Source organism: Myxococcus sp. CA033, assembly GCF_013336625.1.
GTDB lineage: Bacteria > Myxococcota > Myxococcia > Myxococcales > Myxococcaceae > Myxococcus > Myxococcus llanfairpwllgwyngyllgogerychwyrndrobwllllantysiliogogogochensis.
Genome location: NZ_JABUMU010000003.1, coordinates 157,385 through 171,390, shown reverse-complemented (window position 1 = coordinate 171,390; position 14,006 = coordinate 157,385). Strand labels below are relative to the sequence as shown.

Below are 14,006 nucleotides of genomic sequence, written 5' to 3'. Positions count from 1 at the left end.
GCGCGGGCGTCAGTCGCGAAGCAGCCACTCCAGCAGCTCCTTCGCCGCGTCCACGTGGACGAAGTGGCCCGCGCCTGGGAGCGTCGCCACCGGGCAGCCCGCGGCCTCCAGGCGAGCGGCCTCCGCGTCGGAGACGTAGCGCGAGCGGCCTCCCCGGATGCAGCGCATGGGGGGACGGTCCTTGCGCTCCACCGCGGCCCACAGGTCCGTGCCATTCACGCGCGAGTGCAGCTCCGCGAGGGCCTGTCGGTCGAAGCGCCAGCGCACGCCGTCTCCGTCCGCCACCAGGTTCATCACCAGCCAGTCCGCGAGTCCGTCGGACAGTCCCTTGGCGGTGAGCGTCGCTCGCATCTCCTTGCGGTTCGGCGCGCGGGGTGGGGCCTGGAGGAGGATGCCCAGCACCATGCCGCTGTCGGACAAGTCGTAGGGTACGGGGCCGGGGGCGATGTCGAGCAGCGACACGCGGGAGACGGCCTCGGGGACGTGGAGGCTGGCGGCGAGGGAGACACGTCCGCCCAGCGAGTGGCCCACCCAGTCGAGCGCGCCGGTGAAGCCCTGGGCGCGGGCGGTGTCGAGCACGTCGCGGGCGAGGGTGTAGAGGTCGGCGCTCGGGGGTGGGACGGGAGAGGCGCCGTGGCCGGTGAGGTCCGGCATCAGGAAGCGGCGCCGAGGGTCCGCGGCGCTCCACGCCATCGCCAGGGAGCGCAGGTTGCGTCCCGTGCCAAGGAAACCGTGCAACAGCACCGTGGGCACATCCCCCTCACCGACCTGGAAGCTCTCGAGGACCACGCGACTCACGCCTTTCTGGCCGGCCCGGAGTATTGACCTGGGGGTGGGCCGTGCCGCTTCATACCGCGAACTTCTCTTCAACGAGGTCGCCTCGCGTGTCCACTGTCTCCCTGTTGTTGTTCGTGCTCGCCTCCGCTCCCGTGACGGGAACCGCCACGGACCCCAAGGCCGCTATCACCACCGTGCTGGATGACTGGCACAAGGCCGCCGCCCAGGCGGACGAAGCGCGCTACTTCGGGTACTTCACGCCGGACGCCGTCTACATGGGCACGGACGCCACGGAGCGGTGGTCGCGCGACGAGTTCCGCGCCTGGTCAAAGCCGTACTTCTCCAAGGGCAAGGCGTGGAGTTTCAAGGCGGTCTCCCGCCACATCACCGTGTCGAAGGACGGCGCGGTCGCGTGGTTCGACGAGACGCTGGACACGCCGAACCTGGGACCCAGCCGGGGCAGTGGTGTGCTGGTGAAGGATGGCGGCACCTGGAAGATTGCCCAGTACAACCTGTCCATTCCGATTCCGAACGACCTCATGGATGAGGTGGTGAAGCGCATCCAGACGCAGGCGCCTGCGAAGCCCGCGCCGGCTCCCGCGCCTCCGGCTCCGAAGAAGAAGTAGCGGTGCGGGGTCGCGATGCGGTGCGCGTGCTACCGCGACCTCACTCAAGGCGCGCTCCTTTTCGTCAGGTGGGATTTGCTCCATCCCGTGACGAGGGCGGTGTCACCTGCTCACCGAGCCGCGAGGGCAACAGCACTCGCGGAATCACTCCGAGCACGGCCCGAAGCTGGGACTCCTTCCCCAGCGTCCTCAACCGCTCCCGCGCGATGACGAGCAGGAGCGCGTTGAATCCGAAGGCCACGAGCACGTGCCACCACGCGTGGAACTGGGGATTGGGGATGCCTCGCGCGGGCAGTGTCTCGTTGAGCGTGGGGCAGAACTGGATGTCGCTCACCCACAAGACAATCGCGAGCGCATAGGCCCCGATGCCGAGCTGGAACAGCCGCTTCGTGCCTGCGTCAGGACTGCGTCGCTGGAGGAAGTACGTCCGGCCCAGCGCGAAGAACTCCAGTGACGCGAAGCTCACCTGGAAGAGGAAGAACTGCACCGCGCCCCGGGTGAACGCCGTCAGGTACGTCACGAGCAGCGCGTGCCCGAACAACGCCCACGGGAACCAACTCCCGAACCGTTGCCGCGGCCGGTCCTCCAGCAGGATGTAGACGATGACGATGGCCAGATAGAGCATCGGCAATTCGTCCAACATCTGGTGCTCGCGGCGCAGCGTCATGTGGAACGCCGTGCTGCCCACGCCCACCAACGCGAGCAACGCGAAGGCGAGGAGGAACCGCCGCTCCAACACGCGTCGGTGCAGCACGACGCCCAGCACGCCCGTGAGAACCAGGATGAGACTGGACGCCGAGTTGAACAGCTCTCCGATGTGGAACAGGTGCTGGTAGTTCGTCTCGCACCAGTCCACCGTCGAAGTGCTCGGGCCCCAGAAGCCCGTCGTGGTCGAAGACATGATGCCCGGGAGCGTAACACCCGAACTTCAAGTCAGCGCGGCGCGACGATGTAGCGACCCAACCGCGACACGCTGCCGCTCACGGTATGAGTCACCGTGTCCACCTGTGCGCCAGGGACCTCTTGCGCGAAGCTCGTGTCGGGCTTCCAGTAGAGCGTGAGGGAAGCCTCGGAAGCGCCAGCGGGCATGAGGCTCGGCTCGTAGCGCACGGTCAGACGGACCGGCTTCTGGAGCGGCTGCTCGCCCGGCATGAAGGAGTAGTTGTGCGCCCCAGCGAACGTCGACCATCCGGAGGGCACCACCATGCCCGAGCGCCAGCTTCCAGGCTCGACTTGAAGCTCCGAGGCCACGGCCCCTGATGGAAGCTCCCAGCGAACCCGCCCTCCGTACATGGAGACGATTCCCCCTGCCGGTGTGAAGCGCGCGGAGTCACCGCACTGATTTGGACGCAGCTCGCCCGCATCGGTCAGGCCGGTGAAGGTGTCCTCGCCTGCGAGCCCATCCAGGATGCGGTGGTACTGATAGATGGACGTGGCGAGCGGAACGCCCGGGTAGAGCACCTCCACTCCTTGTCCGCTCGACCACAGTGTGTCGATTCGTCGCACGCTCTCCGCGAGATGCGGATAGTCGAGCCCATGCTGCTGGCACAGGTTCCAGGCCGTGGGCGCGAGCAGCTCGTTCGTCGCATCACACAGGCTCCGCGCTTCTCCTCCGACGCGGTAGGAGATCGCGCGCACGAACCATTCGTGCGAGAGCTCATGGCGCAGGAAGAACACGACGTGCGCGTACTCGTGTGCCACCAGCACCTGGTTCTCGCGGGCCAGCGCGTTCTCCACCGTCAAAGGACGCGGGACGCTGGGGGGCTGCACTTGTGAAGCCTCCAGCTCCCAGAGGCAGACGTTCGACCCGGGCCCGGGGCCCTCCGGTGTGGTGTTCATGAACGCCGCGCCCGCGCGGTTCCCTGGACTCCCGCACACGCTGTCCGAGGCGAGGTGGATATCCACCGGCGTCATCTTCGGCACCACATCGACGCCCGTAAGTGACAGCAGGTCGTCCTTCACCGCGCGGAAGCCCTCGTAGCGGGCGAAGATGTACGGCTCCTCGATGGGGCAGGGGACCTGACAGACGATGCGGAACGTGTCTCCGGCGCGTTGGTAGGCAACGTAGGTCTGCCCGCCCAGCGTCACCGTCTGCGCGGGAATCGAGGGCACCTCGATGGGAGGACCCGCGTCGGTTCCGGCGTCGCCCCCCGCATCCATCCCACCATCGCGCCCCGCGTCGCGCCCCTGGACTCCCGCGTCGTCAGCGTCACCGGGGGACGGGTCCTCCTCGTCGCCACAGGCCGTGAGCAAGAGCAGCGTTCCGAGCAGGGCACATCGCGCGAGGTGAACGAGAGGCGAAGGAGAGGTCATGGGTGTGAGGTCCGGAACGAGGTGGCCTGCTGGGACCGATATGGCCCAGGTCGCGCGTCATGGGGACCCATCGTCCTTGGGGTTTCCGCATGAAATGGGTCGCCCATCGGGCCGAGTCACCACGCGCGGCGCTTTGTCCTGGCGGTGTTGATGGCGTGGGTGGGAGTATCCCTGGCGCATCATTCGAAGGGGCGCCATGTTTGATCATCCTCATCCGTGGGCCTGGGCCGGCTCGAGTTTGCTGGTCATCGCTGTTGGGGCGCTGGCCATCAGAAAGGTCCGGCAGCAGCGACACCGGCGGAACTGGATCCTCACCAATGGCCGACGGGTGAAGGCCACGTTGCGCGAAGTCACATACGATTCCATGTTCGCGGGCGACGAGGCCACCATGCACCTGCGGCTCCTGATGCACGAAGGGGAGCCGGGCAAGGACTGGCTCGTGGAGCAGGTGCGTCTGGTGCACGGGCGTGAGCTCATCCTCCGGCTGGTGCCCGGCACGGTGTTGGATGTGGCCTATGACCCCGCGGACCGTGAGAATCGTCCGGTGATTCTCCAAGTGGATGGCGACACCCTGATGTGAGTCGCATCGACAGCGCCTCCCAATCAATGACAGTGGGAGGCACTGTTGGAAAACGCGGGGAGGTCAGGACGCGCGTGCGCCGGTGCGCTGCTTCCACGCCGTGAGCAGGTGCTCGATGACTTCGTCCAGGCCCACGTCCTTCGTGACTTGAGTGAAGACGAACGGCCCGCTGCCGCGCATCTTCTTCGCGTCGCGCTCCATCACACCCAGGTCCGCGCCCACGTGCGGCGCCAGGTCCGTCTTGTTGATGATGAGCAGGTCCGACTGGGTGATGCCAGGCCCACCCTTGCGCGGCACCTTGTCCCCGCCCGCTACGTCAATGACATACACCGTGTAGTCCGCCAGCTCCCGGCTGTACTGCGCCGCCAGGTTGTCGCCGCCGCTCTCCACAATCAGCAGCTCCGGCGTCAGCTCCTCCATCAACTGCTCCAGCGCCAGCAGGTTGTGGCTGATGTCCTCGCGAATCGCCGCGTGCGGACATCCTCCCGTCTCCACCGCCTTGATTCGCTCCGGAGACAGCGCGTGGTTGCGGACCAGGAACTCAGCGTCCTCCTTCGTGAAGATGTCATTCGTCACCACGCCCAGCCGATAGCGCTCGCGCAGCCCGCGGCACAGCGCCAGCACCAGCGCCGTCTTCCCACTCCCCACCGGCCCACCGATGCCGATGGTGAAGGCCCGCGACTGGTAGTCACGCTTCTTCGGCTCCTCCCGCTCCTCGAAGTGGCCCGGATGGTCCCACTCCTCATGCGTGTGGTCGTGCTCGTCGTCATGGCCATGGCCGCGGTGGTCATCGTCGTGCATGTGCGCTTCACCTCAGGACAGGAAGAGTCTCGAATAGAGCCGGTCGTGCGTGGAACCCAGCAAGTCCAACAGCGGTGAGGGCTGCGCCAGCTCCTCCAACCCCAGCCCCGCGCATCGCTCCAACACCGTGTCCAACAATGACGTCGCCTGATGCTGGAGCTGGTGCGACTCGTGCGTGCCGATGATGCCCAGCCGCACCGCCGCCGACAGCGTGCCTCTCAACGTCAGCGACAGATGCAGCCGCTGCGCCTCCGACAGCTGGACCTCCAACACGTTCAACACCGCACCGAACACCGGCGCATGGTGGAAGCCCAGCCCCGCCGCCCGCGCTGCCTCGCGCAGCGGCCCCACCGGCCCCGGGAAGATGCGCGCGCACGTGTCCAGGAATGCTCGCCCCTGTGTGCGGCTCGCCCGGTGCGCCACATGGCTCGTGAGGAACGCCTCCGTGCGCGCGTCCAGCTCCGGCAGTCGCGACGGCTCGCGATGCGCCGCGCTCAACAACGGAAGTGCCCCGTACCCCGCCTGCCACAGCAGCTCCCGCGCGAAGCGGCGCAGCTCCGGCGCCCCACGCACCTCGCCCGCCTGCACCGCCGCCTCCAGTCCCCCTGAGTGCGCGAAGCCCCCCGTGGGAAACCCCGAGTCCGCGAGCTGAAGCACCTTCCAGGAAGAGCCCATGGCGCGCGGCTCCCGGTCAGAACAGCGAGTAGCGCTGCGCCAGCGGCAGCTTCACCGCGGCCTCACACCGCAACAGCTCTCCGTCCGCCCGCACCTCGTACGTCTCCGGGTCCACCGTGATGACCGGCAGCGCGTCGTTGAGCCGCATGTCCCGCTTGCTCAAACCCCGACACCGCTTCACCGCGACCACCCGCTTCATCAACCCCAGCTCGCGCGTCGTCCCCTCCGCCAACGCACGCGGCGAGACGAACACCACGCTGGTGGCCCCGAGCGCGCGGCCTCGCGCTCCGAACATGGGCCGCATCAAATACGGCTGCGGCGTGGGGATGGAGGCGTTCGCGTCCCCCATCTGTCCCCACGCGATGAAGCCGCCCTTGATGACCAGCTCCGGACGGATGCCGAAGAAGGCCGGCCGCCACAGCACCAGGTCCGCGAGCTTGCCCACCTCCACCGAGCCCACCTCGTGCGACAGCCCATGGGCGATGGCGGGGTTGATGGTGTACTTCGCCACGTACCGCCGGATGCGCAGGTTGTCGTTGTCGCCGGCTTCCTGACTCAACCGCCCACGCTGCTCGCGCATCTTGTGCGCCGTCTGCCACGTGCGACAGATGACCTCGCCCACGCGCCCCATGGCCTGACTGTCCGAGGACATGATGCTGATGGCGCCCAGGTCATGAAGGATGTCCTCGGCGGCAATCGTCTCGCCCCGGATTCGGCTCTCGGCGAAGGCCACGTCCTCGGGAATCTCACGGTCCAGGTGATGGCAGACCATGAGCATGTCGAGGTGCTCGTCCAGCGTGTTCACCGTGTACGGCCGCGTGGGGTTCGTGGACGAGGGCAACACATTGTCCACACCGCACACGCGGATGATGTCCGGCGCATGGCCGCCACCCGCGCCCTCCGAATGGTACGTGTGGATGGTGCGGCCCTTGATGGCCGCCAGCGAGTCATCCACGTAGCCCGACTCGTTGAGCGTGTCCGTGTGGATGGTGACCTGGATGTCTTCGTCCTCGGCCACGGTGAGGCACGTGTCGATGGCCGCGGGTGTGGTGCCCCAGTCCTCGTGCAGCTTCAGGCCGATGGCGCCCGCGCGAATCTGGTCGACCAGACCCTCCGGCATGGACGTGTTGCCCTTGCCCGTGAGGCCGATGTTGAGCGGAATCGTGTCCGTGGCCTGGAGCATCCGCTGGAGATTCCAGATGCCTGGCGTACACGTGGTCGCCTTCGTCCCCGTCGCGGGGCCCGTGCCTCCGCCCACCCACGTGGTGATGCCGCTGGCGAGTGCCTCGTCCGCCTGCTGCGGGCAGATGAAGTGGATATGCGTGTCCAGCCCGCCCGCCGTGACGAGGTGCCCCTCCGCGGAGATGGCCTCGGTGGTGACGCCCACCACCATGCCCGGCGTCACCCCGGCCATGATGTCCGGGTTGCCCGCCTTGCCGATGCCGACGATGCGGCCCGCCTTGATTCCGATGTCCGCCTTGTAGATGCCCGTCCAGTCGAGGATGAGCGCGTTGGTGAGGACCACGTCCAGCGCGTCCGCGTCACCGGCCCCCGCGCGCTGGCCCATGCCCTCGCGCAGCACCTTGCCTCCGCCGAACTTGCACTCGTCTCCGTAGACGGTGGCGTCGCGCTCCACCTCCGCCCACAGCCCCGTGTCGCCCAGCCGCACCTTGTCCCCGGTGGTGGGCCCGAACATGTCCGCGTAGTGGCGCCGGTCCATCTTCCGACTCATTCGCGCTCCTCTTCATGGCCGAAGCCTTGCGCACGGACCGCTTCCATTCCGCGCTCGCGATTCTCGGCGGACACCTTGCCGCTGCCCAACGCGTTGCCGCCGCGCACCACCTGCTCGCCCGCGATGGCCACCAACTGCACCGTCTTGCGCTCACCCGGCTCGAAGCGCACCGCCGTGCCCGCGGGGATGTCCAGGCGCCGGCCGTAGGCCTTCTCGCGGTCGAAGGCGAGCGCGCGGTTCGTCTCGAAGAAGGGGTAGTGGCTGCCCACCTGGATGGGGCGGTCCCCCAGGTGCGTCACGGTGAGGGAGATGGTGTCGCGGCCCGCGTTGAGTTCGATGTCGCCGGGCAGCACGCGCACCTCACCGGGCACTCCATCCGACGTGGACACCGGCGCGCTGAAACGCTCCAGCGAAGGCACGGGGAGGAAGCTGCCATACAGCGCCAGCTCCAAATCCCCATGCTCGGCCACCACCGGGTGGTGCACCGTCACCAGCTTGGAGCCGTCCGGGAAGGTGCCCTCCACCTGCACCTCCGCGAGCATCTCCGGCACGCCCTCCATCACCTGCGCGCGCCCCAGGAAGCGCCGCCCCAGGTCCATCAGCTCCGCCACGCTGCGGCCGTCACGGATGAACTCCAGCAACTGCGTGGCGATGAGGGCGACAGCCTCCGGGTAGCTCAGCCGCACCCCTCGGGCGAGCCGCTTCTGGGCCAGGAAGCCCGCCTGATGCAGCAACAGCTTGTCGACGTCGCGAGGGGACAGGTGCACGAGACCAACTCCCAGGGGCCCGAAGGCGCCATGACTTGACGCGTCAACAGTAGTGCAAGCTGTCGGGCGTCGCCAGGGAGGGGGCTCAGACGCGGCGGGCCCAGGGGTCGTCCCCGAGCAGCGCCGGGAGGAAGGAGAGCCAGTCGCGGGTGGTGCGCACCAGCTCCTCCACGGACACGGCGGCGGCGCGCACGAGCAAGCCGTGGGTGCCCAGCGGGCTGGAGGAGGGGATGAGGGAGGCGCGCGAGGTGACGGGCAGCGCGGTGACTCGGGCGTGCAGTGCCTCGCGCGCGGTGGCCAGCGCGGGGCCGACGAGGAGGAGGGTGGCCATGGCCTCGAAGCGGCCCAGGCGCTCCGGGAGCGTCCCGTGGCTGGGGTCCAACAGCCAGCGCTCGTCGATGAGCGCGCGCTCGCCCACGTGGACGCGCAGGGTGGAGGCGTAGTGCGAGAACGCCCAGCGCTCGCCCCGGGCGCTGCGTCCGGAGGTGACGAGGTCCGCGAGGACGAGCGATGCGCCAGGCGCGAGCTGGAACGCGAGGGTCTGGCTGTATCGCGCGCCAGTGAAACACGCGGTGGGGTCTGGCACCCAGGCGAGCAGGGCGTCCTCACCCACGCGGGCGGACACGTCGCTGCGACAGCCGGAGGGCGAGCGATAGACGCGGTTGGCTCCCTGGGAAGACAGCCATGCGGTGGCACCGGGCGCCACGTCCACCTCGAGCGAGAGGTGGTCTCCATCCACGAGGCCACCCCCGAACGAGCTGGTGTAGGCCCACGCGGCGTGGCCGTGGTTGCGCGGGGTGAGCAGGCGCAGCGGGCTGTGCGCCAGCGCCTTGCTCACCACGGTGCGTGGGCCCGAGCGCTCGAAGGCGAGGTGCGCGAAGCCCGCGCGTCGGGATGTCTCGGGGAGGGGTGACCGCGGGGCCAGACTCACCCGGTCAGCCTGGGCCAAACAAGGCTGGAGCACAACGCCCGGCCCGCCAACGTGCGCGACTCGCGGCTGCAAGAGCGCGCTCGAAGCCCCCCGGAGAAGAAGGGGAGCAGCGGCTGCGCATGTCGTCGCGCATCCACGCCATGTCCAGAGCGACCCGCGAGGGCCCGTGGAGGGGGAGGCGCGTGCCCGGCTTCGCCACGGGCGTCGCGCCGTGGGTGCGTCGAGCTTCGAGTCCCTCCGCACTCCCGGAAGGGCCTCCCGGGCGATTGTCGTGAAATTTAGGTCATATGACCTATATTGATTCCCATGGGGGCGGAAACACTCCGTGCCCGAGCGTGGGAGTCGCCATGGTGTCCGAGGGAAGTGTCGTGCTGGTGGGGGGCTACGGAGTGGTGGGCGCCCGGCTCGCCCGCCTGTTGAGGGAGCGTCATCCCGGGTTGCCGCTCGTCATCGCCGGTCGGAGGCTGGAGCCCGCGCGGGAGCTGGCCGCGCAGTTGGGTGGAGCCGAGGGTGTGGCGCTGGATATCCGCGCGCCCTCGCCCCTGGCGGCGCTGGGCGTGAAGCCTCGGGCCGTGGTGTCGCTGGTCAATGACCCGGAGGACCACCTGCTGATGTCGGCGGCGCGCGACGGCATTCCCGTGCTGGACATCACCCGGTGGACGTCGCGGGTGCGAGCCGCGGTGCTGCGGCTGTCGGGCACGCCTCCTCGGGGGCCGGTGATGCTGGGCTCGGCGTGGATGGCGGGGCTGGTGCCGCGACTGGTGGCGATGGCCGCGCGACGCCTGGGGCGGCTGGAGCACGTGGACGTGGGCATCCGCTTCGCGCTCGCGGACGAGGCGGGGCCGGACTCCCTGGAGTACATGGACCGGCTGGGGCTGTCCTTCGACGTGACGGAGCGCGGCCAGGAGCGCCAGGTGCTGCCCCTGACGGACGGGCGGCGCGTGACGTTCTCGGATGGAAGGAGCACGCGGGTGTTCCGGCTCGACACGCCCGAGCAGGCGACGCTGCCCATGGTGCTGGGCGCGCGCGGCGTGGCGACCCGGTTGGGGTTCGACTCGGGCTCGGCGACGTGGTCGCTGGTGGTGCTCCAGCGACTGGGCATCCTGCGTCTGCTCCAGCATCCCCGACTGACGCCGCTGCGCCGGGCGCTGCTGGCGACGAGCGGCACGGGCGGCGAGGCCGCGTGGCTCGCGGACCTCGAGGGCGAGCATGGCCGCACCCGCATCGAGGTCGTGGACCCGAAGGGTCAGGCGCACCTGACTGCGGTGGGCGCGCTGCTCGGCGTCGAGCGACTCCTGGGCCTGGATGGCGCGCCTCCTCCGTCCTCCGGCGTGTGGTTCCCGGAGCACGAGCCGAGGCCCGAGCAGATGCTGGCCACGCTGCGCGCGTGCGGCGTCACCGTGCGGCTCGATGAGGTAGCGTCGTCCGCCGAGGTGCCGACGAGGAAGGCGGCCTGATGCCCCCACGCGTGAGCAAGTCCCCCGGGAAGCTCCCCTCCGCGAAGCCGCGAGAGGGCACGGCGGTCCATGCCAAGGGCCACGAGCGCGTGGAGAGCATCCTGGACGCGGCCATGGAGGTGCTGGTGGAGGACGGCTACGCGGGGCTGAGCCTGCGCGGCGTGGCCCAGCGCGCGGGCCTGAGCCTGGGCAATCTCCAGTACTACTTCCCCACCAAGCAGGACGTGGTGCGCGCGCTGCTCGCGCGCTACCTGGAGACCGCCATCCGCCGGGTGCGCGAGCGCATGGAAGGGGGAGGGCAGGACCCGGTGAAGCGCTCACGGCACGCGCTGGAGGCCCTGTTGGAGGACCAGGAGTCACCCCAACACTTCCAGCTCTTCGCGGAGCTGTGGGCCCTGGCCGCGCGGGACACCATGGTGGCCGAAGCGTTGGGCGTCTTCTACGCGGGCTATCGCAAGGGCATCGTCGAGCTTTTGCGCGAGCTCGCGCCCGACCTCACGCCCGCCCGACGGGAGCGACGCGCGGCCCTGCTGATGGCCTTCTTCGAGGGGCTGTCGCTCTTTCGCGGCGGAGGCAGCCTGCGCGCCTCCTCCGTGCCCGGACTGGAACAGGAGCTGCGCGCCCTGTGGGACGACGTCGCCGGACGGACGTGAGCCTTCAGGGGCTCAGTCTTCTTCGGCGACGAGCACGGACTTGAGACGCTCCAGCGTCTCCGGAGAGACGTCCGTGAACGCGAGGCCTACTTCGAACCGGGCCACCGCGTCCTTGGGAAGCTTGCGCAGCCACGCCACGCGCGCGCGACATTCCAGCGTGGAGCCGTCTCCCGGAAACAGGTCCACCTCGAGCTGGGCGCCCTCGGCGTACTGCTCGTCGGAGTAGATGCGCACGCCTCCCAGGCTCGCGTCGAGCACCTGCCGCTTGTCGCCGAATTTCAGCCGGGCCGGGCGCGCATACAGCGGCGCCTGGAGACGGGGAAACAGACGACGGTCATCCGCTGGAATGCTCTTCGTGCTCACTTGGCTCATCTTCGGCACTCCCCCCGTCACAATCCGGCGGGTCTCACGGGCCTGTCACGAGCATAGGGGATTCAGAAGCCATGTGCAGGTGGGTCAATGGAACAACCCCGCCACCACCTCCAGCAACCCACCCACCGCTTCTCCCACCACGTTCGCTCCCTCCACGGCCGCCCCGGCGGCGGAGCCCAGGCCCTCGCTGGCCGCCTCCACCGTGACGACCAGCATCTCTCCGACTTCCACCACGTCCGCCGCGTCTCCCGCTCGCTCCAGTGAGGCCGTCAGGACCTCGGCGGCCCGGGAGCGCTCGGGGCTGCCCGCGGTCACCTGGGACAGCGCCGCCGCCGCGGCAGCCGCTGCCGCCGCCGTGCCCACCACCGCCGCACCCACCACGAGTGAACGCTTGGAGCGCTGGTGCCAGTCGATCAACGCCTTGAGTTCATTCGCATCCAGCCACAGGCCATGGCAGCTCCCACACAGGTCCACGGAGCACACCTCCGTGCGGACCTGGGAGAGGAACTCCGCGCAGGACGGACAGCGCGCGGCGGGTGCGCCACACAGCCCGCACAGCTCATGTGTCGCTGAAACATGGTGTCGCGTGTGTCGACAGCGCCGGGTCGCCGTCGGCAGGGCCGCCTGGACGGCCTCTGTCCTCCAGCCCGGTGCCAGCCGTTCCAACTCACCCGCGTCCAGCCAATGGCCGTGACAGCGGGTGCAGGTGTCTACGGAGACACCGCGCAGGTCGATGACGCGCAGCGTGGGGGCAGGTTGTGGGCAGATGGGGCAGTCGCTCTTCATGCGATGTGCATCCTTCCATGAATCAGGGCGGAGGGATGCGCAGCCTGCGGCCATACGAGGGTACGCCCGCGTTGTTCACGATGAAGAGTTGGTAGTAGCCGGGCGGCGCGAGGTTGCGGTTGGCGGGCGCGGTGACGGTGAGACTGCCCGTGTTGCGCGTGAAGTTGAGGGTGAGCAGCCGCTGGTTCATGTCGAACGTGTGCGTCACCGAGCCGAGCGCGATGAGGGACACGCGGGAGATGTTGGCCGCGTCGGGCGTGGTGATGGTGAAGGTGCTCGCGGGCAGGGCGGTGGTGGGGGCCGCGGTGACGACGGGGCGCGCGCCCTTGAAGAGATAGGGCGGAGAGTAGATTTCCGCGGTGCGCTCGAGCCGTCCTCCCGCGGACAGCACGCGTCCGTCCGGCAGCAGCAGGGCGGTGGAGTGATAGCCGCGGTAGCGGACGTTGCTCGCCAGCGAGGTCCAGGTGTTGGTGGCCGGGTTGTAGACCTCCGCGTAATAGACGGGGAAGTCGGCCGAGTCGAAGCCGGGACCGCTGCTGCCACCGAGGACGAGCACGGTGCCGTCCGGCAGGAGCACCGCGTTGTGCTGGCGTCGTCGGATGCTCATCGCGGCCCGGTACTGCCAGGCGGGCGTGGCGGCGGTGAGGTCTATCTGCTCCACGGTGGCGGTGGGCGGCTCGCTGCCGCCGATGATGAGCACCTTGCCGTCCATGTACACGGCGGGGCCGTAGTTGCGGCCGCCGAAGAGGCTCTGCGGCCCGTTGGTCCAGGCGCCATTGCCGTTGGGGTCCAACCACAGCGAGAGGCGCAGGGAGCCCGCGTAGAAGAGCCGTCCGTTGGGCGCGAGGAACATCTTCGGGTAGTAGGGGAAGTTCTTCTGCGCGCTGGTCAGCGTCCTCCAGGTGTTGGTGCCCGCGATGAAGCGCTGGGGAATCTGGTTGATGTCGCCGGGCCCCGCGATTTCTCCGGAGGTGACCACCACGTCTCCGTTGGAGAGGGTCGTGTTGGTGGGGTACCAGCGCCCGTTGTTCATGTCCGGCAGGCGCGTCCAGGTGTTGGTGGCGAAGTCGAAGAGGCTCGCGTCGTCGAGCCCCACGTGGCTCGCGATGTGTCCCCCGGAGACGAGCATCTTCCCGTTCGAGAGGAAGGAGTGGCCCGAGCAGAAGATGTTGTAGCTGGGGGAGGCAAACGTAGAGAGCGCCCCCGTGGTGGGGTCCCAGCGCATGGGAGGCAGGTCGCCCTCCTCGAACTCGCCGAAGAACATCACCTTGCCGTCGGGAAGCAGACTCAGGTGGGTGGCGGTGATGGGCCAGTTCATGACACTGGACCAGCGACCGACCTGCGCGGGGGTTTGCGCGCGGGCTGAAGTCGCCAGCAGCACGAGGCCGAGGAGCCAGACCGCATGCGCGCGTGGCGGGAGGGTGAGGCCGAGGGGCTTCATGAGCGCTCCGGGTGAGTGCTTTTCAATGGCGGCGGCAGAACGTAGGGGCGCGGCGCAAAGTGCATAGCTGTTCTCGCGTCTCGAACAGTGCTGCT

15 protein-coding genes are annotated in these 14,006 nt (G+C 68.9%); 4 read left to right on the top strand and 11 right to left on the bottom strand.

The annotated features are described in order from the left end of the window. Positions 1-9: 9 nt before the first annotated feature. Positions 10-789 carry an alpha/beta fold hydrolase gene (locus HUA78_RS11015; RefSeq protein ID WP_141641010.1) on the bottom strand — a complete coding sequence of 260 codons (780 nt, stop codon included), beginning with the start codon at positions 787-789 and terminating at the stop codon, positions 10-12. Positions 790-884: 95 nt separating this feature from the next. Here HUA78_RS11015 and HUA78_RS11010 point away from each other — a divergent pair, with 95 nt between their 5' ends. Further along, positions 885-1,403, top strand: coding sequence for a nuclear transport factor 2 family protein (locus HUA78_RS11010; protein ID WP_174457329.1), 519 nt, complete (start codon positions 885-887; stop codon positions 1,401-1,403). Positions 1,404-1,467: 64 nt separating this feature from the next. Here the strand turns inward: HUA78_RS11010 and HUA78_RS11005 are convergent, their stop codons facing one another. Together HUA78_RS11005 and HUA78_RS11000 are read right to left on the bottom strand one after the other, a co-directional pair. Next, complete coding sequence (locus HUA78_RS11005; RefSeq protein ID WP_174476250.1) at positions 1,468-2,304, bottom strand: ceramidase; 837 nt, start codon at positions 2,302-2,304, stop codon at positions 1,468-1,470. A gap of 32 nt (positions 2,305-2,336) precedes the next feature. Next, a complete protein-coding gene (locus HUA78_RS11000; protein WP_174476249.1) occupies positions 2,337-3,716 on the bottom strand; it encodes a hypothetical protein in 1,380 nt (459 codons plus the stop codon). Positions 3,717-3,912: 196 nt separating this feature from the next. On the opposite strand from HUA78_RS11000, the gene HUA78_RS10995 reads away from it, so the two are divergent. Beyond that, on the top strand, positions 3,913-4,296 hold the full coding sequence (locus tag HUA78_RS10995; protein ID WP_174476248.1) for a hypothetical protein: 384 nt from the start codon (positions 3,913-3,915) through the stop codon (positions 4,294-4,296). A gap of 63 nt (positions 4,297-4,359) precedes the next feature. Here HUA78_RS10995 and ureG read toward each other — a convergent pair whose 3' ends face one another. The 5 genes from ureG to HUA78_RS10970 all read right to left on the bottom strand — a co-directional run bounded on the left by ureG (position 4,360) and on the right by HUA78_RS10970 (position 9,202). Then, positions 4,360-5,097 carry an urease accessory protein UreG gene (ureG, locus tag HUA78_RS10990; RefSeq protein WP_174476247.1) on the bottom strand — a complete coding sequence of 246 codons (738 nt, stop codon included), beginning with the start codon at positions 5,095-5,097 and terminating at the stop codon, positions 4,360-4,362. A gap of 12 nt (positions 5,098-5,109) precedes the next feature. Beyond that, positions 5,110-5,772 carry an urease accessory protein UreF gene (locus HUA78_RS10985; protein WP_174459868.1) on the bottom strand — a complete coding sequence of 221 codons (663 nt, stop codon included), beginning with the start codon at positions 5,770-5,772 and terminating at the stop codon, positions 5,110-5,112. Between the two features lie 16 nt (positions 5,773-5,788). Next, complete coding sequence (gene ureC, locus HUA78_RS10980; RefSeq protein ID WP_141640998.1) at positions 5,789-7,504, bottom strand: urease subunit alpha; 1,716 nt, start codon at positions 7,502-7,504, stop codon at positions 5,789-5,791. After that, positions 7,501-8,271, bottom strand: a complete 771-nt coding sequence (gene ureA / locus HUA78_RS10975) for an urease subunit gamma (RefSeq protein ID WP_141640997.1) — start codon at positions 8,269-8,271, stop codon at positions 7,501-7,503. Before ureA ends, ureC begins: the two co-directional genes overlap by 4 nt. Positions 8,272-8,356: 85 nt before the next feature. Further along, positions 8,357-9,202: an urease accessory protein UreD gene (locus tag HUA78_RS10970; RefSeq protein WP_371745548.1), complete on the bottom strand. Its 846-nt coding sequence runs from the start codon at positions 9,200-9,202 to the stop codon at positions 8,357-8,359. A gap of 347 nt (positions 9,203-9,549) precedes the next feature. On the opposite strand from HUA78_RS10970, the gene HUA78_RS10965 reads away from it, so the two are divergent. Continuing rightward, positions 9,550-10,659: a saccharopine dehydrogenase gene (locus HUA78_RS10965; RefSeq protein ID WP_141640996.1), complete on the top strand. Its 1,110-nt coding sequence runs from the start codon at positions 9,550-9,552 to the stop codon at positions 10,657-10,659. Then, positions 10,659-11,312 carry a TetR/AcrR family transcriptional regulator gene (locus tag HUA78_RS10960; RefSeq protein WP_174476246.1) on the top strand — a complete coding sequence of 218 codons (654 nt, stop codon included), beginning with the start codon at positions 10,659-10,661 and terminating at the stop codon, positions 11,310-11,312. The genes HUA78_RS10965 and HUA78_RS10960 overlap by 1 nt, the downstream gene beginning before the upstream one ends. A 12-nt stretch (positions 11,313-11,324) precedes the next feature. On the opposite strand, the gene HUA78_RS10955 is transcribed toward HUA78_RS10960, so the two are convergent. The 3 genes from HUA78_RS10955 to HUA78_RS10945 all read right to left on the bottom strand — a co-directional run bounded on the left by HUA78_RS10955 (position 11,325) and on the right by HUA78_RS10945 (position 13,911). Then, positions 11,325-11,684, bottom strand: a complete 360-nt coding sequence (locus HUA78_RS10955; RefSeq protein WP_141640994.1) for a PilZ domain-containing protein — start codon at positions 11,682-11,684, stop codon at positions 11,325-11,327. Positions 11,685-11,768: 84 nt separating this feature from the next. Then, positions 11,769-12,470 (bottom strand): zf-TFIIB domain-containing protein, encoded by a 702-nt coding sequence (locus HUA78_RS10950; protein WP_174476245.1) that lies wholly within the window; start codon positions 12,468-12,470, stop codon positions 11,769-11,771. A 22-nt stretch (positions 12,471-12,492) separates the two neighbouring features. After that, entirely contained in the window at positions 12,493-13,911 is a 1,419-nt protein-coding gene (locus HUA78_RS10945; RefSeq protein WP_174476244.1) for a galactose oxidase-like domain-containing protein, read from the bottom strand. Between the last annotated feature and the right edge of the window lie 95 nt (positions 13,912-14,006).